21 protein-coding genes and 1 riboswitch are annotated in these 23064 nt (G+C 43.6%); of the genes, 4 read left to right on the top strand and 17 right to left on the bottom strand.

Annotation, left to right across the window (positions count from 1 at the left end; all coding sequences use genetic code 11):
• Window positions 1–681 precede the first annotated feature (681 nt).
• Window positions 682–1587, top strand: a complete 906-nt coding sequence (locus G6R08_RS13970) for a LysR family transcriptional regulator (protein WP_163528741.1) — start codon at window positions 682–684, stop codon at window positions 1585–1587.
• 262 nt (window positions 1588–1849) lie between these two features.
• On the opposite strand, the gene G6R08_RS13965 is transcribed toward G6R08_RS13970, so the two are convergent.
• From G6R08_RS13965 to G6R08_RS13945, 6 genes are all read right to left on the bottom strand, one after another.
• Window positions 1850–3442 (bottom strand): sodium:solute symporter family protein, encoded by a 1593-nt coding sequence (locus G6R08_RS13965; RefSeq protein ID WP_163528740.1) that lies wholly within the window; start codon window positions 3440–3442, stop codon window positions 1850–1852.
• Window positions 3439–3555, bottom strand: coding sequence for a symporter small accessory protein (locus G6R08_RS22375; RefSeq protein WP_338035433.1), 117 nt, complete (start codon window positions 3553–3555; stop codon window positions 3439–3441). The genes G6R08_RS13965 and G6R08_RS22375 overlap by 4 nt, the downstream gene beginning before the upstream one ends.
• 34 nt (window positions 3556–3589) lie before the next feature.
• A complete protein-coding gene (locus tag G6R08_RS13960) occupies window positions 3590–5035 on the bottom strand; it encodes an aldehyde dehydrogenase family protein (RefSeq protein WP_163528739.1) in 1446 nt (481 codons plus the stop codon).
• Window positions 5036–5142: 107 nt separating this feature from the next.
• Complete coding sequence (locus tag G6R08_RS13955) at window positions 5143–5523, bottom strand: 5-carboxymethyl-2-hydroxymuconate Delta-isomerase (protein WP_163528738.1); 381 nt, start codon at window positions 5521–5523, stop codon at window positions 5143–5145.
• Window positions 5524–5536: 13 nt separating this feature from the next.
• Window positions 5537–6283, bottom strand: a complete 747-nt coding sequence (locus tag G6R08_RS13950; RefSeq protein WP_163528737.1) for a fumarylacetoacetate hydrolase family protein — start codon at window positions 6281–6283, stop codon at window positions 5537–5539.
• Window positions 6280–7056, bottom strand: a complete 777-nt coding sequence (locus G6R08_RS13945; protein WP_163528736.1) for a fumarylacetoacetate hydrolase family protein — start codon at window positions 7054–7056, stop codon at window positions 6280–6282. The genes G6R08_RS13950 and G6R08_RS13945 overlap by 4 nt, the downstream gene beginning before the upstream one ends.
• A 231-nt stretch (window positions 7057–7287) precedes the next feature.
• Here G6R08_RS13945 and G6R08_RS13940 point away from each other — a divergent pair, with 231 nt between their 5' ends.
• Window positions 7288–8019, top strand: coding sequence for a VCBS repeat-containing protein (locus tag G6R08_RS13940; RefSeq protein WP_163528735.1), 732 nt, complete (start codon window positions 7288–7290; stop codon window positions 8017–8019).
• A 60-nt stretch (window positions 8020–8079) separates the two neighbouring features.
• On the opposite strand, the gene G6R08_RS13935 is transcribed toward G6R08_RS13940, so the two are convergent.
• A complete protein-coding gene (locus G6R08_RS13935) occupies window positions 8080–9381 on the bottom strand; it encodes a Na+/H+ antiporter NhaC family protein (RefSeq protein WP_163528734.1) in 1302 nt (433 codons plus the stop codon).
• Window positions 9382–9457: 76 nt separating this feature from the next.
• A riboswitch (SAM riboswitch) is annotated at window positions 9458–9559 on the bottom strand.
• Window positions 9560–9799: 240 nt separating this feature from the next.
• On the opposite strand from G6R08_RS13935, the gene G6R08_RS13930 reads away from it, so the two are divergent.
• Entirely contained in the window at window positions 9800–10168 is a 369-nt protein-coding gene (locus tag G6R08_RS13930; protein WP_205439426.1) for a hypothetical protein, read from the top strand.
• A gap of 225 nt (window positions 10169–10393) precedes the next feature.
• Here the strand turns inward: G6R08_RS13930 and G6R08_RS13925 are convergent, their stop codons facing one another.
• The 10 genes from G6R08_RS13925 to G6R08_RS13880 all read right to left on the bottom strand — a co-directional run bounded on the left by G6R08_RS13925 (window position 10394) and on the right by G6R08_RS13880 (window position 22542).
• Window positions 10394–11263, bottom strand: coding sequence for a CE1 family esterase (locus tag G6R08_RS13925; RefSeq protein ID WP_163528733.1), 870 nt, complete (start codon window positions 11261–11263; stop codon window positions 10394–10396).
• An 85-nt stretch (window positions 11264–11348) separates the two neighbouring features.
• Entirely contained in the window at window positions 11349–12782 is a 1434-nt protein-coding gene (gene nhaC / locus G6R08_RS13920) for a Na+/H+ antiporter NhaC (protein WP_163528732.1), read from the bottom strand.
• 65 nt (window positions 12783–12847) lie between these two features.
• Window positions 12848–14260 (bottom strand): dihydrolipoyl dehydrogenase, encoded by a 1413-nt coding sequence (gene lpdA / locus G6R08_RS13915; RefSeq protein ID WP_163528731.1) that lies wholly within the window; start codon window positions 14258–14260, stop codon window positions 12848–12850.
• The gene (locus tag G6R08_RS13910) at window positions 14261–15472 is read right to left on the bottom strand and encodes a dihydrolipoamide acetyltransferase family protein (protein WP_163528730.1); all 1212 of its coding nucleotides are present in this window, start codon (window positions 15470–15472) and stop codon (window positions 14261–14263) included.
• Between the two features lie 28 nt (window positions 15473–15500).
• On the bottom strand, window positions 15501–16499 hold the full coding sequence (locus tag G6R08_RS13905; protein WP_163528729.1) for an alpha-ketoacid dehydrogenase subunit beta: 999 nt from the start codon (window positions 16497–16499) through the stop codon (window positions 15501–15503).
• Window positions 16499–17566, bottom strand: a complete 1068-nt coding sequence (gene pdhA / locus G6R08_RS13900) for a pyruvate dehydrogenase (acetyl-transferring) E1 component subunit alpha (RefSeq protein ID WP_163531323.1) — start codon at window positions 17564–17566, stop codon at window positions 16499–16501. Before pdhA ends, G6R08_RS13905 begins: the two co-directional genes overlap by 1 nt.
• A gap of 26 nt (window positions 17567–17592) precedes the next feature.
• Window positions 17593–18705 carry a histidinol-phosphate transaminase gene (gene hisC / locus G6R08_RS13895; RefSeq protein WP_163528728.1) on the bottom strand — a complete coding sequence of 371 codons (1113 nt, stop codon included), beginning with the start codon at window positions 18703–18705 and terminating at the stop codon, window positions 17593–17595.
• A gap of 278 nt (window positions 18706–18983) precedes the next feature.
• Window positions 18984–19310 carry a hypothetical protein gene (locus G6R08_RS13890; RefSeq protein ID WP_163528727.1) on the bottom strand — a complete coding sequence of 109 codons (327 nt, stop codon included), beginning with the start codon at window positions 19308–19310 and terminating at the stop codon, window positions 18984–18986.
• 155 nt (window positions 19311–19465) lie between these two features.
• A complete protein-coding gene (locus tag G6R08_RS13885) occupies window positions 19466–20827 on the bottom strand; it encodes a TolB family protein (protein ID WP_240339721.1) in 1362 nt (453 codons plus the stop codon).
• Between the two features lie 107 nt (window positions 20828–20934).
• The gene (locus G6R08_RS13880; RefSeq protein ID WP_163528725.1) at window positions 20935–22542 is read right to left on the bottom strand and encodes an FMN-binding glutamate synthase family protein; all 1608 of its coding nucleotides are present in this window, start codon (window positions 22540–22542) and stop codon (window positions 20935–20937) included.
• A gap of 154 nt (window positions 22543–22696) precedes the next feature.
• On the opposite strand from G6R08_RS13880, the gene G6R08_RS13875 reads away from it, so the two are divergent.
• A complete protein-coding gene (locus tag G6R08_RS13875; RefSeq protein WP_163528724.1) occupies window positions 22697–23038 on the top strand; it encodes a YuzC family spore coat inner layer protein in 342 nt (113 codons plus the stop codon).
• Window positions 23039–23064 lie beyond the last annotated feature (26 nt).

Below are 23064 nucleotides of genomic sequence, written 5' to 3'. Positions count from 1 at the left end.
AATTCAGAAATATTCAAAAAGTTTGTATAATCAACTTACCATAGCCTCTGGTATATTAAAAATATTCAAAAAATTTATTTTGCATATGTTTTTCATATGAAACAATTTCATAATTTAAGCACCTTGATTCCCAAGGGATTCAAAAGGTAAAAAAGAAGCACCTTCCAAATATAGTCAAGCAAAAAATTGAAATAATCTTATTAGGTTAGGGCCAGTATCCTAAAAACTTGATTCCCAATGTCTGAATGAAGAAGGGGAGGCGGGGAAGGAGTCGCTTTCCGTGGGAGTACGGTGAGCTTCCTCAGGCTGCCGCCTTGCGGGATCTCACCCTGTACTTTAGTCCCACAGGAGTCTTCCCCTTCCCCATCTCCCCTTGCCATATGTTTCTACGGAATCATCTCAAAATGAACTTTCCCTTTGCTGTCTATTAATAATTATTCAAACACTTTTGCAAAGACACCGTTCAGATTTTATTAAGATGGTTCCGTTGACTTCATTATCGAAATGGCGGGGGGGAAGTGCTGCGGAACCTAAAATCTGCTAGATAAGAACACACACATTTTGAACCTTCGAAGAGAGTTTATATTCTGCAAGCCTTTGTTGTTTAAAAAGAGCAATTACGAAATTAATTCTTATACATTGATTCACTGGTTTATCATACAAATGAACGGAGTGATCCTGATGGATTTAAGGCAGTTACGTTATTTTCGAACAGTAGCAGAGGAAGGACAGGTAACTAAGGCGGCCAACAAACTTCACATGGCTCAGCCCCCGCTTAGCCAACAGATTAAAATTATGGAAGAAGAGCTGAATTTGAAGCTGTTTGATCGACAAGGTCGTAAGCTGGAACTTACGAACGCAGGTGAAGTTTTATATGAAAAAGCAGGAAGAATTCTTAATGATTTAGAAGAAACGTTAACCGAAGTAAAAGAGACAAATGAAGGAATCAGCGGCACCCTCCATTTAGGTTCCAATAAATCCTGTTTCTCATTCCTTACTGATCCTCTGCAAAAGTTACGTGACGACTTTCCTGGCCTCACCTATCAACTGCGGGAAGGGGACACCTTTTTTTTAGCTGAATGTATCCGTAACCGTGAAATTGAAATGGCTGTCGTTCGTCTCCCTATCGACCTTGATGATTTTGACATGGTATCTCTTCCTTCAGAACCTTATGTCCTCGTCACCCCGCAATCGTGGGGACTGTTTCCGGATGATGTGACAGAGGTGGAGATTGAGAAACTGCAGGACCTGCCTTTAATGCTTCTTCATCGAATTAGCGGGACGGGGCAGTTTGAGCTGATCGTTAACGAGTGCAGGAATCATGGATTTGATCCCCATGTGATTTGTGAGTGCCCGGACCCGACTATGCTTCTTTCCCTGGCAGCCAGCGGTGTAGGAGCTACGATTGTCCCAAAATCCACTTTATCAGCTTTCTCATTCTCGAACATTCGAAGTTACGAATTGAAGAACGCAGAGATTGTAGCGGAATCGGTTATCATCTGGCACAAAAATCGCTACTTAACTAAAGCTTCAAGGCGGCTGTTGAATTCATTTGAGAAGATGAATACAAACCTGGAACTCATCTAACAATAATAAGCGCCGTGTGGTCAACTCACACGGCGCTTTCTATTTCGAATTTATTTGTCTGAGTAAGACCGTAGAGATTCGGACTTAATTCTTCATGTTTCTCCCCTTATTCAGCAGGATTCGACCCTTACTCGGCGATATTCAACCCTTGCTCAGCGGGGTTCGACCCTGAATTTCCATGGTTCGACCTTTACTCAGCAGTATTCTGCCCTAACCCTGCATGATTCTACCCAAACCATCTATAATCCTAACACTGGTTCACTCAACGAACGGCGTCCATATTATGAGAATCCTCCTCGTGCTGGAGATGGTCTTTTGATTGAAATAGACTCACCCCTATAAACACAATCGTTGATAAAGGCAGTGCGTAAAATAATGGGTCCACGTGTGTCCATGGATATTCTAATAAATAACCTTTTCCGAAAAGAGCTTCTGATAACCCAAAGGCTACCGATTGCTTTTCGTGTAAAAATAGAAAGCCGAAGACACTGACACCAAAGCCCACTACAATACTTGAAATTGCCCCTTCTCTCGTAGCCTTTTTCCAATAAAATGCTCCAACGAGTGCAGGTAAAAAACCTGCAGCGCAAATGCCAAACCAAAAGGAAGTCGCCTGGGCAATAACTCCTCCTGGAAGCATATAGGCTAAGACGACAGCAAGGATAACCCCGACGATTACACCAAGCCGTGCCGGGCTGATTTTATTTCCTAAGACCGTATGAACTCCTAATGTTTTCAAAATATCTTCCCCAAAGGCAGTCGCCTGAACATGAATCAGTGAACTGACGGTGGAAATCGTTGCCGAGAGCAGTGTTAAGGTGAACACATAAATAAACCAATCAGGCATGAGGGAGTTAATGAACATCGGAATCACCAGGTCAGCATTTCCCCCGGCTACACTAATCGCAATCTCACCCGTATTTTCCATAAAGTAAACATTACTTAAAGGGCCGACCATATAAGCTGCCCCTGTCATGAAAAAGATGAAAATCCCACCGACGAGAACAGAGCGATACAAAGCCCTGTCATCCTTTACAGTCATGCAGCGCATCGCCAGCTGCGGCTGAGCCAGCACTCCAATCCCCACTCCCATAATAATTGTGCTCACTAATGTCCACCAAATCGGGGAGCCGAATTCTGGCATACTCGTCCAGCCTTGATGACCTTGAGAAGCCAGCGATTCCGGGACCATGTTTTTTAATGAAGTCAGCATTTGATGACCATCCACAATGCCGCCGACTGCCTGGTAACTGACAACCAGGAAGATCGCCATCCCGACTAACATAATCACAGCACCAAAGGCGTCTGTGTACATAACGGCTTTAATTCCGCCTCCAATTACATACAAGGCAATGACAGCAGCTAACACTAATAAAGCAATGTCAAAATTAATCGACAGCGTTTCCTGCAAAAATCGGCCTCCTCCAATTAACACGATACTCGTATAGGCCGGCATGAAAATAAAAATAACAATCCCCGAAAATACTGTTATAAACTTAGAATCATAATGTTTCCCTAACAAGGTAGGAAAAGTGGTCGCATCCAGTTTGATGGAAAGTCTTCTGATCTTTTTTCCAAAAATAGCGAAAGCCACAAATACTCCTAATACAATATTTAAAAAGGCCAGCCACAACAGGCTGAACCCATAAATGGAAGCGACACCGCCAAAGCCTACCATAGCGGAGGAACTAATAAAAGTTGCTCCATAAGATAAAGCCATGACAATCGGGTTAATATTGCGCCCTCCCACCAGATAGTCGGATTGAGAGGTCGTTTTTTTATAGCCATAATAAGCGAGCCACGACATTACCGCTATGTAGGCGATGCACAACGGAATTAATACAGTCAAATTCATTCGTCTTCACCACCTTTATTCCACATCAGAGCACCAAACACCACACATCCTGCCCCAGAAAGAACTGTCGCAATCCAGACAAAAGCGATTGAAGCACTCTCAAATCCCAGCATGCTCTACCTCCTCATAGAATCATCATCATTTCGATTATGAATTTCGGTTAAAAACGACCAGCTTCATTTGAGACATTTCTTCGAAGGAATACTTTACGCCTTCTTTGCCTGTGCCGCTTTCCTTCACACCCCCGTAAGGCATGTTGTCGACCCGGAAAGTCGGAAAATCATTAATAATGACACCACCGACCTCTAGCTGATCCGCAGCGTCAAGTGCTGTTGACACCTGTTCTGTATAAATGCCGGCCTGAAGTCCAAATCTGGAGTCGTTAACTTTTTCAATTCCTTCTTCAACCGAAGAAACCTTGTCGATCAGGACAATGGGAGCAAAGACTTCCTGACAGGAAACTTTCATATCCGGCTGAACGTTTGTGAGGACTGTTGGAAGCAGCGCGTTATCTTCGGACTTTCCGCCAGCAGCTACTTGTGCCCCGCCTTGGACCGCTTCTTCAATCCAGTCTAATGAACGTGTAACATCCTGCGAGGTAATCAGTGCAGAAACGTCGGTATCCTCCTTCAATGGATCCCCAACTTTTAACTGCTCCGTTTCCTTCACAAAACGTTTCACAAAACTATCATACTGATCTTCATGGACGTAAATCCGCTGTAAAGAAATACAGACTTGTCCCTGAAAACTAAACGCCCCTGTCACGCAACGAGAAATGATACGGTCTATATCCACTTGTTCATCTACAATAAGCGCAGCATTAGAACCTAGTTCCAGGGTTACTTTCTTCAAACCAGCCTTCCTGCGAATTTCTTTGCCTACTTCCGGGCTGCCAGTGAACGTAATCATGTCGACTCGCTCGTCCTCAACAATACGATTGCCGACTACTCTCCCTTTACCTGTAACAACGTTCAACGCACCCTGTGGGAGTCCCGCTTCCTCTAACAGATCTGCTAGAAAATAGGCAGACAGTGGTGTTTGCGATGCAGGCTTTAGAACAATTGTGTTTCCGGCCGCAATCGCCGGCCCCACCTTATGAGCAACTAAATTCATTGGAAAATTAAATGGTGTGATCGCCCCAATTACGCCCAGCGGTTCATATTTCGTATAGCCAATCCTGTTGCTGCCCCCTGGTGTTGCCTCAAGCGGAATCATTTCACCGTGACTTTGCTTGGCTTCTTCTGCAGCAAACTTGTACGTCTGGATCGTCCGCTCAACTTCTCCTCTCGCTGTAGCGATTGGCTTTGCCGCCTCTTGTGCAATAAGTTGAGCTGCTTCTTCCTTGCGAGATTTCAGCAGAGACGAAAGTTTCTCCAAGATCTCAGCACGCCGATGGATCGGCAGCTTCTTCATACTCTTTTGAGCTCGATCCGCTGCCTCGATCGCTTGATCCACCTCTGCTTCTGAAGCAGAGGGTATCTTGTACAACACCTCATTGTTATAAGGGGAGGTGAGTTCTGTATACTCCCCTGCTTTCTGCCACTTTCCGCCAATAAACAAATCTTTTCGTTTTACAGAATCCACTACAGACACGTAATCATCCTCCCTGTGTTAAGTCACTCCAATATAGTAAACGCTTTCAAATTACGGTTGACACCGCTTCAAATGAAAATCAATATTTCACGGTAAAAAAGAGCCTGCTACTTAAATCGACTATGAATATTATTCTGTTTATAAGTTTTATGCTGGAATTCTACAAGCTCCAATGATAGAGCCAAATAATGTTCCTCAAATAGACTTGAAAAGTGTTCCTTCATCACCTCAAAAATTTCTTCACACGTAGCTTGCTTCACCTCTTCGCTGCGGCCCTTGCCAATTTTAAAAGTGACATGAACAAATGCATCATCCTCTTTCCCATCAGCGATGTGATAGTGTTTCACCTCATGAGCCCTGACACGAACACCTCCAATCGGATACGTGTCATCCCGGGACACCAACACACGGTTGATTTTTTCCAGCAAACCTTGAATGTTTGTGCGTTCATTCAGATTATCCGTATACTCTACGATGACATGTGGCAAATTTATCTCCTCCTTATGAATCCTCATCCGTAATTGTATTCACAAGCCGGCCTAACCCTTCAATTTCAGTGATCACTTCATCTCCTACCTTCGTATCAACGGTTCCTTTAGGTGTCCCCGTTAAAATAAGGTCACCAGGGTTCAGCGTCATAAAACTGCTTAAATACTCGACTAGAACAGGAACAGTGAAAATCATGTCTTTTGTTGACCCCTCTTGAACGATTTCCCCGTTCACATACGTACGTAAGGAGAGATTCATAGGGTCGTTTATATCGGCTGCGTCAACAAACCACGGTCCGATCGGTGTACAGTGGTCACGATTTTTCACCTTCAAATTCGGCCGATAGTAATTTTCCAAGTAGTCTCTTAATGCATAATCATTTGCAATCGTATAACCAGAAATATACTCGTAAGCTTCATCACGTTTAATATTTTTTGCCTGACGGCCGATGATCACCGCTAATTCACACTCATAATGCATCTTCGTCACATCGGCTGGGCGGTACGTTTTAGCCCTATGTCCCACAAATGCATTCGGACCTTTCAAGAATACTAATGGTTCTTCCGGTGCTTTAAACGAAAGTTCACTCGCATGATCCATATAATTTAAGCCAAGTGCAAAACTAGTTTTCAGTTCAACAGGCGGCAGCCAGACCACTTCCTCCTCAGTCACTGCTTTCCCATTTTCAAGCTGTAGTCCGCTTGAAGATTCGGTTGCATGGTGGATATCTCCTTCAAAAGCAACACGGGCTTTTTTCATACCTGATTCCCCCTTTTACTAACAACGTTTTCTAAAGCTCCGACCCGCTCAATTTCGATTCGAATGTGATCGCCTGCCTTAACGCGAGGCGGATTTTCCGGAATCCCGACGAGCAGGACATCCCCTTCATCGAGCGTCATAAATTCTGTCACATCAGCCAGCAATTTTGACACAGAACGAACTAAATTCTTCGTATTGTTCCGCTGCTGTACTTCCCCATTTACCCGGACTTCGATTCCTAATTGATCAGGGTTCGGCACAGCATCACGTTCCATCACCCATGGGCCTGCTGGACAAAAACCGTCTCGGGCCTTATGTTTTACCGCAGGTCTGAATACGCTTTCATGCGGAACACTTATATCATTGACTATGGTATAACCCGCGATATATTGAAGTGCTTCAGCCTGCTTGACTCGAGCAGCTTTCTGTCCGATGACGACACCAAGGCACGCCCCCGCTTCAAGCTCCTGAACATCGTCAGGCAGCGGAATCGTCATTTGATGACCAATCACCGTGTTTTGCGGCTTAATATACAATATTGGCGCCTTTGGAGGTGCTTTATAAGGATCTTTTGTCAGTTCGTCTTTCATGGCTTCCATCGTACCTTGATAGTTTAAAAGCGCCCCGTAAATTGTACCTGTTACAGGTGCATCCCAATTATGATTTGCCACGAGTAATTCCTCATCATCTACCTCCACACCCGTATCTTCTATCCGAACCTCAACCTCCTTTGCTTGCAACTTTCCACCAAGCTTTGCTTTTGCTTTATACATCACACTCACCCCTGCTTTTTACAAAATAATTAAACTCATAAACTGCAAAATTTTCAGAACTATCTCATAATTACAAAGTAACACTCCCCTTTCCATACATAAAATATTGATAACGTTCGTTTTACATATGAAAAAAGTATGCTCGAAAAATTGATGATCAAAATCGGGAGCACACAATTTTTAATTGGGCGTATGATAAGCACAATAATGGTAAAAGGAAAGGTGTGTCCTATGTATACTTATCCTTATTTTATGAGACAGCCTCTCACGATTCTTGCGACAAAAATGGGAGATGTGAACGGAGACGGCATTCCCGACCGTGTCTATCTAATAGGTCAGCAGCCAGACAATACAAGTCCATTCGTGACCGACATTACACTTGTGATCCAGGATGGGAGAACGAACGCATCGTACAGCATCGCCCTAGAATCAAATGCCGGTTATCAGCCAACCCTCTTCCTAGGAGATTTTACCGGTGATCAAGTGGACGACATTTTGGTGAGGATTCAATCAGGAGGAAGCGGCGGTTATAGTTATTATTACATGTACTCTTTTTTGAACAATCAGGCGAGGGAACTGTTTAATTATGAGGCGTTCAACGATTACTTTGTGTACGAAGTAATCTATAGGGACGACTACAAGGTAGATGTTATAAACAAAACCCTTGATCTTACGTTCACGATTGACATTCAGAACAAAGGTGAAGACTATTTATCTGAAATCTATAATAGCGATGGTACACTGAAGGAACCGATTGAAGGCTGGGTTTCTGGACTGAATGTTCTCTCTCCTGTCGATTTTGACGGGGATGGAGTGTACGAATTGTTTGCCTTTCAGGAGATCTCAGGAAGGTACCATGCAGATGGTCTAGGGATTGTGCAAACTCCTCTGAGCTGGAACGGGCAGCAATTTGCAGTGTGGAACGATCTTCAGTATGTAGCGATTTATGGAGCGAATGTTTAAAAAAACCTCTCCTGAAGAACATGAAAAAAAGGAGCCAGCGCGGCTCCTTTTATATGTTCATTATTTTTCATCTGAAATTGTAAAGCGCGGAAACCTGAAAGCAATGGCCAGTAATCCCGATATCCCGATTAACATCGGGTAGAAGCAATACGGGACAATCGCTATTGGTGAAATACTGGCAACACCCGCCACTGCAAGCATTTGCGCACCATAAGGAAGCAATCCCTGAATCGTACTTCCGAAAATATCAAGCATGCTCGCTGATCGGCGCGGCGTAATATGAAATCGCTCAGAAATTTGCTTAGCGAGCGGACCTGTCGTAATGATCGAAATCGTATTATTGGCCGTTGATAAGTTAACTGTACTTACTAAAGCAGCGATACCAAGCTCGCCGCCTCTGCCACTATTAATTCGCTTGCTAATGCTTCTCAGCAGAAATTCTATTCCGCCATTTTGTTTAATTAATTCAACGAGCCCGCCTAAGAGAACGACCATTATGGATAGGTTCAGCATGCTTGTAAATCCATCACTAATTAAGGTGACGAAATCCATCATGGAGATCTCATTAAGAATGAGTCCGACGGCTCCAGCAAATAAAATGCCTCCGAATAAAACATAAATGACGTTGACCCCGGCGATAGCAAAGACGAGCACAGCCAGGTAAGGCAATACCTTTATAAAATTAAAAGATTTCGCTTCCTGAATTGCACCTGAAGCATCGGCCGTCATCACAAAGAAAATGATCGCCGTTATGACCGCAGCAGGCAGCACAATAAAGAAATTGGCTTTAAATTTATCCTTCATTTCTGCTCCCTGAGTTCGAACGGAAGCAATCGTTGTATCAGAAATAACCGACAAGTTATCACCAAACATCGCACCACTGATAATTGTCCCCATTGTAAGAGCGACATGAATATCTGTCTGCTCAGCTATACCTAAACCAATCGGAGCAAGGGCTACAACGGTTCCAACAGATGTCCCCATTGAGATCGAAATGAAACATCCAATGATAAACAGGCCGACAATAATTAAATTTCCCGGGAGAAAAGATAGCCCCATATTTACGGTGGAGTCTACCGCTCCTACCCCTTCAGCTACTTTGGCGAAAGCTCCAGCCAGCAGGAAAATCACTACCATAAGAATAATATTGGGGTGTCCTCCGCCTTCTGTCAGCTGGTCGATCTTTGTTTGAAAATTAGTTTTCCGGTTCATTATTAACGCGACCAGAATTGATACAAATAAAGCAACTAGAACAGGCATTTTATAAAAGTCTCCTGTCAGAATGCCAGAACCGATAAACAATAAAATAAATATAGCAAAAGGAAGCAATGCCCAGGCATTTCCTTTATGTTGTTGTTCCATGATCTAACCTCCTTGAATCTGTCCAAATTAAAAAGCCTTCTTGAAAGAAGAAGGCTTGAATTAATCAGTTTGTTCCTTCTTATCTATCAAGTGTACGTACTTGCTGGATGTAGCACCATTCCAAAAGGTGGTTGCTGAAGCTTCACCGGGCCAGCCCCTCTGCTTCTCTTGATAAGAATATATTGTTTAAAAAAGTCCATTTTATACTCTACATCAAAACAAATCCGAACACAAGAAATTCAGAAAACTGGTAAATACCCCCACCTCAGGTCATCCAATTATTGGATGACCTGAGGTGGGGGTTATTGGAATTATTGGAAATTGGGCATGGGGCCTATATTTTCTTTGCCCATACACAAATGGGCTATAGATGAATAACCTATAAGGAGATTGTGACAGAAACAGGAGGAATTTATATATGAATTCAAATTATATGAACGCGAATCACATGGGAAATCTTTTTACTGATCCGCAACATTTAGAGCATATGTATCACGTTTGCAATCAGCACAAAAATAAAAACGTGCATATTCAAACCGTTTTTGGCGATTCTTTTCAAGGGCGTATTGATCATGTTGATATGGAAAACGTTCATATGACTTTAGCGGATGAACAGTCCGAGGACAATTCAAGACTATGGGGAGGGTTTGGATACCCTGGCTATGGTTACGGTGGGTATGGATATGGTTACGGCTATCCTTATGGTTATGGCGGATACGGAGGATATGGCGGCATTGGAAGGCTTATTCTTCCTTTGACAGCCATTGCTGCATTATCTGTTCTATAAAGAACTAATACTCAAAAAGGGGTCGTCCCAAAAGTGTAAATCACTTGAGAGACGCCCCCTTTTTTGAATGGAGCAGCTGCAGCGGCTGCAAGCTTTTTTATAACGTCCTAACGCGAAGTGATAACGTCCTGTCTTAATCATAAAGCGACCCACCCCAAAATATAACGCCCTAACTCGAGCACATAACGACTTAACACAGGAACATAGCTCCCTAAGCAAAACATTCTAGCTCATCGTCTGCTTGTTTCTCTTGAAATACTTCAAATGATCCCAAATGACTTGGGTAGCATCTGGATGTGAAGGCACATTTCCTGCCAGAGCAGATGCCTGACTCTCTGGACCGCCCGGCCAAGTGTGTCCTCCTCCGTTTACCAAATAATAAACAGTTCCTTCGTGCTGATGAAATGTATGTTTCGTTACCGAGCTTTCGTTCGGGACAGGAAATTCTTCTTTTAATGCCAGCAAGGATTCTGACCAGGACCTGGCAAAAAGCAATGCGGTATCGTTTGCCGATAGCAGTCCATCAACCATAGACTCCGAATCAACAATCCCATCATATGGCACCACTGCATCGTCCGTTCCCATCATAAAAACCATCGGCATGGGATGAGCCCACTCACATTTCTCAGCCACTTCTTCCGTAACGGGCCCAGATACTCCGCCTATCCCAGCGAATACATCCTGACATTCGATCGCCAGTCGCATACTAAAGGAAGAGCCGTTAGAAAATCCTGTGGCGTAAATACGATCCTCATTAATGGAGAACTGCTGTTTAAGCCAGTCAATAAGTTCCATTACAAAACCAATATCGTTAATACCCTGTTCATTTGCAGGATTTTTCTGCCTTCCCTCGTTCCATTGCCTGCTCATCGGATCCGATTTATTCAATTGAACAGCTTCAGGAAAAACAGCGATCATTTGTTGTTCTTCAACTTTTTCATGAAACTTAGTGGTCTTCATATGATGAAGAGCATTACTTCCGGCACCATGAAAGCACAGCAGCACTGGTAAAGGTTTTGTAAATGTTTGAGGAAGACTATAATAAAACGTTCGCTCTCTTCCGTCACATTCAATGGATTCTTTATATGTATTCATGCACGTTCCTCCTTGCACAGAGATTCCATCATATCGTAAACGCATGGAAGGCTTCAGGTCACCTTCCACGCTGCCAAAATAAAGCTTACCCATTTTTTACGGAGTCAGACATCGTCGGCTGTTCTTCGATTTGAACTGCTTCTTCTTGATCAATGGGAGTTAACGTAAAGCCTGTGTACCCATAAATAATTGCAATGATCGGTGATATAAAACACATAAAAGTGAACGGAATATAGCCAATTCCTACATTCAGCGTTGTCATCACAAATGCGCCCATCACTCCCCATGGAATGAGCGGATGAATCATGGTCCCTGCATCTTCAAGAGTACGGGACATATTTTGTGGATGCAAATTTGTTTCTTCGTAGCTCTCTTCTAACATTTGACCGGGTAAAATAATCGATAAGTATTGTTCACCTACGACAACATTGATCCCTAAACAAGAAAGCACCGTTGATAAAATTACATTTCCGCGGCTTCTTAAACTGTTCTTCAGTCCATCAATAATAGCATGGGCCAGGCCAATCTCCCGAATAATACCTCCAAAAGAAAGCGCTATCAAAATAAGTGATACACCAAAGAGCATACTGTCTAACCCTCCCAGTGATAGAAGGTTATCAATCGCTTCGTTGCCTGTTTCAGCGGTATAACCGAAATGGGCTGTGTTCATAATCGTACTGAAAGATACCCCTGGAACGGTATAAAACGAGGTCAGCACCGCTGCCGCTAACCCAATAATCAGCGATGGAATCGGGCTTACTTTTCTAAAAGCTAAAAATATAATTAATAAAGGGGAAATCAGAGCAATAGGAGTCAGCATAAACTCACTATTCAAAGTTGCCATCATTGCTTCAACTTTTCCCGTATCCGCTGCACTTCTCTCCGATGTAAAGCTGATTACGGCAAAGATCGCAAGTGTAATGATCAAACTTGGAATCGTCGTCCAGAGCATATGTTTGATATGTTGAAAAATATCTACTTTCGCCGTTGCGGCTGCTAGATTAGTTGTATCTGATAGAGGAGAAAGTTTGTCTCCAAACATGGCTCCGCTTACGATAGCCCCAGCGGTCATGGCCGGAGATATGGACATCCCGTAAGCCACCCCCATTAAGGCGATTCCTATTGTACTAATTGCACTCCAGGAACTTCCAGTCATCGTACCAACAACTGCCGTGATAATGACCGCAGTAACCAGGAATACAGAAGGAGATAATACTTGCAGGCCATAATACGTAATCGTTTGAACAGTTCCATTGAGAACCCAAACTCCTACGAGAATACCGATCAGACATAGGATGATAATCGCGGGGATGCCATACGATACCCCTCTCGTCATGGCCCGTTCTAATTCCTTCCATTTATAACCCAGTTTCAAGCCGTAAAGCCCTACAATAATTGCGGCTAATACAATCGGAATATGAGGGGCTGCCCCATATACTAGAATACTTACTCCTAAAATAGCAATGATAAAAAGAATGATGAGACTTGATACAAGAAATGAAGGCTTTCTTTTATCCATGAAATTCCCCTCTCTAGTTTATTCAAATCCAACCGTCTAGTATTCTTTTCAACACAACAATGTCGTCATCCTTTGTGGATGGCTAATGAATCCATATCTTCGATTGATTCTGCCCATGCTTCATATAAACTGGGATGTGGATAAAAGATGGAAGCCAAATCTTCCTCCCGCGCTACCATTTCCAGGGCAAGCACGCCCTGGTTAATTAACCCAATCGCATCCTCACCTACTGCATGAAATCCCAGCAATCTTCCAGAATCCTCTTCGCTGACCGTTTTTACAAACCCATTTTTTTCATTCAAAACTTCAGCATACCCATTTCCACGCATTGGAAAATGGCCTGTCTTAATTTCATAGCCAAGCTCTTTTGCCAGTTCTTCGCTTAAACCAGCTGTAGCTACGGGCTGAAGAAAGTGAATAATATGAGGAATGATAGCTGTGTCCAACACGCTAGATTTTCCCGCACAGTTTTCGGCCGCTACTTTTCCTTGCCGGATCGCTGTAACAGCTAATGATTCATAACTTGTCACATCACCTACTGCATAAATCCCCTTGACAGAGGTCTCCATCGCTTCATTGGCAGCGATTAGCCCGTTTTCCAACTGATCGATTCCAGCGACCTGAAGCTGCAACTCTTCTACACATGGGGATGGTTTTGCCGACACATACAAATGAGAACCTCGAATAGATTTGAACTCCCCTTTGACCTCAAGGTCGATTTTCACTTCTTCGGAAGAAGCGGTAACATCGTGAACTTTCGCCTGTTTCACACATTTAATTTTGGCTTTTTTCAGTTGTCTGAAAAGTTCCCGATTAATGGTAGAATCATAAGCAAACGCTGTCCTCTCTTCTTCCATTATGATCGTCACTTCAGTACCAAAAGCTGAGAAAGCGGAAGCTGCTTCCAGAGATAAATAATCAGATCCATAGATTAACAGATGTGTTGGGAGTTCTTCGACTTGATAGATGGACTTGGCATCAAGAATGAACTGATGATCAGGCTGCATTTCCGCAGGATAACTATAGTCAGATCCGGTAGAAATAATCACATGGTCACTTTCATATAAATCAAATGCCTCTCCTCTTTCCACTCCAATTCGCTCCGATGAAATAAACGATGCCCTTCCCTGCACCACTTCAACACCATGTTTATCGAGTAATCCCTCTACTCCCTGAGATAACCGCTCAACAACCTGTTTCTTTCGCTGCTGTAACAGTGCTAAGTCAAAATCAATGGCTCCATCGACACGAATCCCTAATTCAATCAGGCTGTTCATTTTACGAAACTGACGAGCTGAATGCGCAAATAGTTTAGAAGGAATGCATCCTTCGTTTAGACAGACTCCACCGACATTCTCTTTCTCTACCAGCAGCACTTCAAGTCCGAGTTGGGCCGCCCGGATGGCCGCATGATAGCCCCCGGGGCCCCCGCCGATTACAATGACCTGTTTATGCGTAACAAATTCTCCAACGACCATTTATATCAACTCCACTAGCATCAAATGAGGATTCTCAATATAGTCTATGAATTTCTCCATAAATGCTGAGGCATGCGATCCATCAGCCGCTCTGTGGTCAAAGGTTAACGCAAAATTCATCATCTCCCTGATCGCAATGTCATCGTCCACTACCACAGGCATTTTTTTCATTTTGTGAAAAGCCATGAGGCCCGTTTCCGAATCATTTAATACCGGCGTAAGCCCTGTGCTTGCTTTTGCTCCAATATGATTGACCGTAAATGTTCTGCCCGTTAATTCCTCTGAAGACAACTGACCTTCGGCTGCCTTTTGCGTCAAAGTTTCTACATGTTCATGAATATCGAGGACAGATCGTCGTTCTACATGTTTTAATACTGGAACGACCAGGCCATCATTGGTACTTGTAGCCAATCCGATATGACAGGCTGTTTCCAGCTCAACTTTTCCGTTTTCCTCATCGAGCTTAGAGTTGAAGATAGGGTATTCCTTTAGTGATCGTTGCAATGCTTTGATAAAGAAAGCTTGCATAGGGACATCGATTCCTTCTTGTCTTGAAGTCCCCGTCTTTAGATATTTCTGCCATTTATGCAGTTCTGTCATATCCACTTCATCAAAAAGCGTCACAGGTTGAGACATGGTTTGTACTGAAGTCTTACCATAACCTCTCAATGGAATCGCCGAATTTTCCTGATTTTCTGAAGGCGTTTCTGTCTCATTAACATCCTGTTGTGCAGGAGAAGGTTGTGCTTCTGCTGCCATAAAAGCAATAATATCTTCATCCAATACACGTCCAGCCGGGCCCGTTCCTGCTACCTCTTCGATCGTAACGCCATTTTCCCGTGCCACTCTTCTTGTATGTGGAGAAGCCATCACCCGATTGACGGGAAGAGTCAACGTTAACGTTTTGTCAGGGGCATGTGAAGTCACACCGCGATCTCCCTGTGAAAGTGGCTGTTCTGGAGTGGGTGAACCAGCTTCTTGTTCTGTCTTAATCGTCAAAATCGTCGTCCCTACTTCGACCACCTGGCCAAGTTCAAATCGTATTTCTTCAATGATCCCCTCTGAAGGGGCCGTCAGCTCCGCAGTCATCTTATCAGTTTGAATCTCAACCAACGGCTCATCATTTTTGACACGCTCCCCTTTCTTCACAAAATAATGAAGAATTTCTGCTTCATGCATGCCTTCACCAATATCATGTAACTTTACTTCCATTATCAAATCCTCCTTTCCTGCCGTCTTTCTAATAGGATAACGTTGTGTTGATGGCGTGAATGATTTTGTCGCTGCTTGGTAAATACTCGCGCTCAAGCGAATAGACAGGAACTGGTGTATCAAACCCTGTCACCTTCTGGATCGGAGCTTTTAAGTAGAAAAATGCTGTGTCATTAATAACAGATATCACATCACCATTGACTCCGCCAGCTGATGGCGCCTCGTGAATAATGACCACCCTGCCTGTTTTCTTAACAGACTCCGCAATCACATCTTTGTCTAATGGATACAGTGTTCTCAGATCGATTACATCACATGTTGCCTCATATTTTTCTTCAAATTTTTCAACGGCTTTGACTGTGTCCGGTACCATGGCCCCCCATGTCAGCACTGTCACATCTTCACCTTTTTTAACATAGGCAGCTTTCCCAAGTTCAATCGAATATTTCTCCTCAGGCACCTCGGTTCGAGACGACCTGTAACTTCTCATCGGCTCAAGAAAAAGCACAGGATCGGGATCTTCTATGCTTGCAATCAGTAAGCCTTTTGCATCGTAAGCATTTGAAGGTACGACCACCTTTAAGCCGGGGATATGAGTAAATAAGGCTTCTACACTATCTGAATGAATTTCTGGCGCCTTCACTCCTGCCCCATATGGAGCTCTGATTACCATGGGCACCGTATATCTCCCCATCGAACGCTGGCGCATCCGTGTCGCATGTGTCATCAGCTGATTAAAGGCAGGGTAAATGAACCCTAGGAACTGCATTTCAACAATCGGACGGAAGCCGTTTACCGCTAAACCAATCGATGTTCCCACAATCCCTGATTCAGCAAGCGGAGTGTCAATCACACGATCCTCGCCAAATTGTTCGATCAATCCATCAGTAGCTCGGAATACACCGCCATTGATTCCGACGTCTTCCCCCAGCACCAACACTGATTCATCTTCTTCAAGCATTGTTCTCATCGCATCCGTAACCGCCTGCACCATCGTTAATTTTTTCACTTGCACAGCCGTCGTCATTATACCTGCCCCCTCTTGATTGACATATGATGTTCCCGTTGCTGTTCGATCGTCCATGTCGGCTTTTCAAACACATGACTGAACAGCTGTTCGATCTCAGCTTCCGGAACATCTTCCATCTCAGCCAAAGCGGTATTGATTTCATCGGTGATTTTCTGCTCAGTCTCCGCCAGCCACTCTTCATCCCAGTTATTTTGCTGCTTTAAATATTTTTCGAGGCGCAGCAACGGATCCGTTGTCGTACGTCTGCGGTCACTTTCAGACTGATCGCGGTATTTCGATGGATCATCCGCTGTTGTGTGGGCTCCGTATCTCCACGTTACCGCCTCAATTAACGTTGGACCTTCTCCACTGCGTGCACGTTCGACTGCTTTTTGAGTCTCCATAAACACCGCTAGAATATCATTTCCATCGATACGAATACTCGGAATATCGTACCCTAAGCCTTTCTGGGCAATTGTCTTAGAATTCATCTGTTTTTCAGTTGGAACACTGATGGCGTATCCATTGTTTTGATTAAAAAAGACAACGGGCGCTCTGAAAACGCTTGCAAAATTAAGCCCTTCGTGGAAATCACCTTCCGAAGTAGCCCCATCACCAAAATAGACGAGTGAAACGCGGTCTGTGTTTTTTTTCTTCTCTGCCCAGGCGACCCCAGTTGCATGCAGCAACTGTGAAGCGATCGGCACGGCTGGCGGGAAGATATTCTTCCCTTCAGGAGGGATGCCGCCTTCGATTCGTCCTACCCAATATAGCAGCAAATTGCGCAATGAATGACCGAATGTCATCGTTGCTGCATGATCGCGGTAGGAAGGAAACATCCAGTCCCCTTCTTCGATCGCCAGCGCACTGCCTACCTGGGCAGCCTCCTGTCCTTCGTATTGGACATACGTACCAATTCGCCCTTGCCGCTGCAAATTGACGCATTTTTTATCCATCATTCGGGCCCGCAGCATTTTTTCATAAAACAACTTAATGAGGTCGAGAGAGACCTCTCCTTTCATTTCTTTCGTATTGAGTTCTCCCTCTTCGTTTATATACTGTGTGATTGGAAATTGTTCTAGCATATCCACATAAACCACATCCTTTCCGTTTAAGACTGATGAACATTTGATTTATTTTTTTCTAAAAAGCTTTGCAGGCTTTCAATGAATCGTTGATTATCTTCCTGTTTTCCAATGGTCACTCGAATCATAGTAGGATAGCCCATTAAATGTCCTGGACGGATAATAATCCCCTGATTTAACAAAAATTCATGAACTTCTTCTGCTGGCTCACCGACATCCACCATAATAAAGTTGGTTTGGGTCGGAAAGCAGTTTAAGTTCATGCGGTCAAAATTGTCGTTCAAGTAATCGCGCCCTTCACGATTCAGGGCAATGCTTTCATGCATAAACTCCTCATCATCCAGTGAGGCTGAAGCAGCCGCCTGAGCCAGCCTGTTTACATTAAACGGCTCTTTCACTTTCCGTAAATCATCCACCATCTCTGTGCACATAAGCCCGTAGCCAATTCTCAGCGCTGCCAGCCCGTACACTTTAGAGAACGTTCGTAGTATCACCATATTTTTATGCTGATCTAGCAGCGGCAGAGTTTCCAAGTATTGCGGTGAATCCGCGTACTCATAGTAAGCCTCATCCATTACGAGCATAACGCCTGATGGAACTTTTTCTATAAACGCTTGCAGTGCTTCCTTTTCCACTATCGTACCCGTCGGATTATTGGGATTACATACAAATACGATTTTCGTTTTCTCATTGATCGCTTGAAGCATCGCTTCTAAATCATGGGTGCCTTCATTCATCTCGATCTCAACCGGCACCCCGCCTTCGATAATTACGTTCGTTTTATAACGAGGGAACGTCACGCCGGCCATCACGACCTCATCCCCTTCATTTATATAGGTTCTGGTTAGCAGACGGATAATTTCATCCGATCCGCTGCCAAATAAAATTTGATCAGAAGAAACATCAAGCCGATTCGCCAGCTTTTCAGCAAGCAAAGGTGCCGTTACTTCTGGATAATACGGAAGGTCTTTCATTTCAGACTGGATAGCTTCCGCTGCGAGCGGCGAGTATCCAAATGGATTTTCGTTTGAGGCCATCTTGATGATCTTCGATAGACCTTTCTCTCGTTTTAATTCTTCAACAGGCTTCCCCGGTGAGTACATCGCGATTTGATTGATTTGTTGACGTGGCTGGACCATATAGAATTCCTCCTTGCCCTGAAATAAACTCATCATATTTATCTTAGAATTATCTAAATTTTCCATCAAGAATGTCATTTAAAGCTAGACTACTTTCAAGCGCTAAACTATAGAAACAGAGCCACCCCGATAATCGCTTTATATCAAGCCTTAATCTTCATAAAGCAATAAGAAAACTGTCAAAACAAGACGATAATTTATCGATAAAAAAAAGCGTTCCAATTTCCGGAACGCTTTTTTATGGTGTCTCCTAGCTCTTTGACCGATTCAGAATGGGTTTAACTAGTTGGCTCCATCGCTCGATAGCGAACTGCTAATTTTCCCATCTCCATATTTTCGGAAGTTTCGTCGAGTACGGATTGAATCTTCTCTTTATGATCTTCCAAAAACTCTTCTTCAATAACTTGTATCGTCCAGCTATTGTCAGTATACGAATAATAAACGGCCGTTTTCGTTATCGAGTGCTTTTGAAACTCTTTTTGAATCTCATTCATAAAGGCTTCAACTTGATCCTTTGATCTATCCGTTTCCTCCATGCTTACGTCCAGAAGTTTATATTCAAGATTAGATTGAACCACTAACCCTACTGTAAGTAAAACACCCATACCAGCGACTCCGATCAATGTACAAATCCATTTATTTATAACAACTCCCCCTAAACAGCTCCCCTTTAAAGTTATTTATACGTGTCGCAGCGGCCAACCATGACAAACATAAAGAACCTGGTCCGCCACTTCAGCAAACCAGTCCCAATAACGTATTAATAATTTAAAAAGACGAGGGAAGAAGCAATTTCTCTCAAATGCTGCCGATCTGCCCACAGTATAAAGTAATGATAGGTTTCACCTTGAATTTGCACAGGCCTCGGATACGCGATAATAAAAGCAGACTGCCCCAACATCTCAGGAGATTGATCAGCAGAAGGAAAAATGAAGCATGATTGTTGATTGTGCATGTGTGCCGAATAAACAGCCGGCATAGATCCATAAGGCTGTAATGGATGAAAAGCTTCGGCAAAACAAACTTCCTCAATCGTTCCCTCTGATGAAATAGCCGATATTTGAAAAAAACCATCCGTACCCTCGTATCTTACATCGTTCACCCTTTGCCAATGCGAAGGATAGCTGAGTCTTACTTTGTATTCCTCGTTAGAGTAGGTTTTTCTACGCTGTTTAATCACCATATACGGCGCCCATTGCAGAGCACTAATGTTGACTCCACTTAGTAACCGAGTAGAATTAAGGTGAAAAAAGTCTAACACCCACATTTCACTGGCAAATTCTTGGTTAGTACAACCGCTAAGATAGGCGATTTGTCTGCCATCTGGCGACCAGCTTACAGGTGTGGCAAAGCAATTAGAATGGGTCCAGGTTCTTTCATTTTCGCCCCTGCGTCCCACCGTTCGTATTTGCGAGAAATACCCGTGGTTCTTGTCAAAATCTGTAGCGCTATAAGCCATTCGCATAGAATCAGGGGACCATGTCGGGTAATAGTTTTTAGCCAGCGGTCCTCCTTCTATTTCAAAAATATTCCCGGTTGCAAGTTCTACTGTCCTGATTAATGAAATACTTGCCCCTGGCGTCGTATACAGCGCAAAAGCACCGTCAGGAGACAGCTCTACATCATGAAGCGGCCCCTCTGTATTGTCCGTGATTTGCCGCACATTTGTCCCATTCGTCTGAATGCGGAACAACTGACTGACCCCTGACTCATCCGGTGCCTGAAAGAGCAGCTCCCTGCCATTTGGAAACCATTGAGGATTTGAAGCCCCAGGATAATCAATAAATTGAGCTCGGTGGGATAGGACATGATACAAAATGATTTGACCGAGCTTCGTATAGACCAGCCTGTCACCGCCAGGGGACCAATCAAACTCAAATCCATCACCGTCTGTCAACTGATCAATCATGGTAATCGCTCCTGTAAAGACATCAACAACATAGAGGATTTGTTGTTCACCCACAAACGCAATCCTGCTGCCATCGGGTGACCATATGGGATTAGAATACGCAGCACCTGCCCCATTTGTCAGTTGGCCATTTCTTCCATTAACTAAATTAAATAACCAAAGATCATAGCGGCCACTGCGGTCAGAGAGATAAGCAATGAAATGTCGAGGCATGATAACACCTTCCCTATAGTTCATTGTCTATATTTTATTCATTCCTTGCAGCATCAGTCCAAAAAAATAAGGCCTAACCATATTTTGGTTAGACCTCGCCTGCATCATTACTCATTCACTTTCTTTTCTTCGTCTACAATTGATTGATAAATCTCGTCCAATGACCAAGTCTTCCCGCGTTCATCATTATAAACCACATGTTTACGGTTAAAATGCACAGGTGATTCCAAGCCTGCCGCTGCGGCTATTCGAAATAACCCTTTTCGCATTGTAATAACATAATTCGCTGTACGCCATTTCTTTTCCTCAATCACGAGACCTTTCTGCAGTTCAGGGTCTGTCGTTGCCACCCCGACTGGACAACCATTTGAAGCACATTGGAGAGCCTGAATACAGCCGACTGTAATCATAAATCCTCTGGCAATGTTGACAAGGTCTGCGCCCATAGCCAAAGCAATCGCGATTCGATCAGGTGAAAACAATTTTCCGGAGGCAATAATCTTAACCTGATCCCGAACACCATATTTTTTTAAAGCATTGTCTAATAAAGGCAAGGCAGACCGAATCGGCAATCCCACACTATCAGCCAGTTCCTGATAAGAAGCACCCGTTCCTCCCTCGCTGCCGTCGACCGTGATGAAGTCTGGACTTTTCCCGGTTTCCTTGATGTTCCTGGCTATGTCTTCTGCCTCGTCTGCGCTTCCAATCACCACTTTCATACCCACTGGCTTGCCACTGTGCTCCCGAACCTGTTCGATAAATTCAAACATTGATGGAAAGTCACTGAATTCACGGAAGCGGTTCGGACTGTCAATAGATTTGAAGGGCTCGACCATTCTAATTTCGGCTATCTCTTCTGTCACTTTTTCAGCATCAATGTGACCGCCTCGGGTTTTAGCCCCTTGTCCCAGTTTAACCTCAAAAGCTTTAACTTCCGGGATCTCGCTTTTCTCCTTTAAAGCATCCCAACTAAAATTACCTTCTCGATCACGAACACCAAACATCCCTGGGCCGATTTGCATAATAATATCAACACCGCCCTTGAGATGGTATTTTGAAAGCCCGCCTTCTCCTGTATTCATCCACGTTCCCTTGGCGATCCCAAGCCCCTCCGATAACGCGGTAATCGCATGATCACCAAGCGATCCATAGCTCATCGCAGACATACCAATCTGCCCTCTGACAGCAAAAGGATTCCTGGCATTTTTTCCAATCACAATCGTATCTTCTTCGTTGAGCAAATAGACTGGAGATTCATCCTTCTCCAATTTTTCTTTTTTCTGTGTAAATAGTGGCTCTTTCAGCAATAAATAGCGGTCTGTTGTTACCTTCGTTTCCCTGTCCATCTTTAATTCTTCAGACAGCTTCGGAAACATCGAGTTCCTCACATAATAGCCTTCTTTTTCAAAATCACGCTGCGAGCCGAACCCAAAGACATCGCGCTTGTATTTGGCTTTATTCTTTATATGTTCATAGTCATTGCGAGAGAAAGGTTTCCCCTCATTGTCATTATTAAATAAATAGGAGCGCATTTCCGGGCCAATTTGTTGAAAGAAATGCCTTGCTCGCCCAACAACAGGATAGTTACGCAAAATCGGGTGCATATCCTGCGTTCTGTCAATAAAATATAAATAAATCCCCGCTATGATAATGCCCACCAATAGAATCGCACATGTAATGAAACCAATGACCGTCATGATATCAGCTATATTCACTCTCATTCCCTCCTTATGTAATTCATTGTTAGGATTAACAAAAGTACTTAAAAACATTCGTCAACAGTAAAAGCAAATTACGCACTACATTTCTCCTATTGTCATAAGGTGTAAGAGGTTTTCTAAATCTTATGGACTTGGAGGTTCTGCAAAAGTGATTGGATATTACCTTCATCCTTACTTCAGGAGCCCATACCCGCAGGTAAATACTGACTATTTCAAGCAATCCTTACAGGCTTATCATACTTTATTTGATCAAGCAAAGATGATCCTGAATCACCTATTGTCTCATCCTGAGAAAGTGAGGCAGCTTATGAGCTCAGCCCAGGAAGATAAGCAAGATGAAGTGGACCGTATCATTAAATCGACCGGCGTACCTTCAGATGTTAAAACAACCTATACTCCTAACTCCGTTACCTTTACCCTGTACGCAGATGCAGATAGCTTTGAGAATTGCTGTACTCTAACGATGAATTTAGTGTGGGGATTATATTGAACAGCCTCGCTTCCGGCGGGGCGCTA

It is taken from the genome of Halobacillus ihumii (assembly GCF_902726645.1).
Taxonomy (GTDB): Bacteria; Bacillota; Bacilli; order Bacillales; family Halobacillaceae; genus Halobacillus_A; species Halobacillus_A ihumii.
Note: the sequence above shows the minus strand (reverse complement) of the source record. Positions and strands in the feature narration are given on the sequence as shown.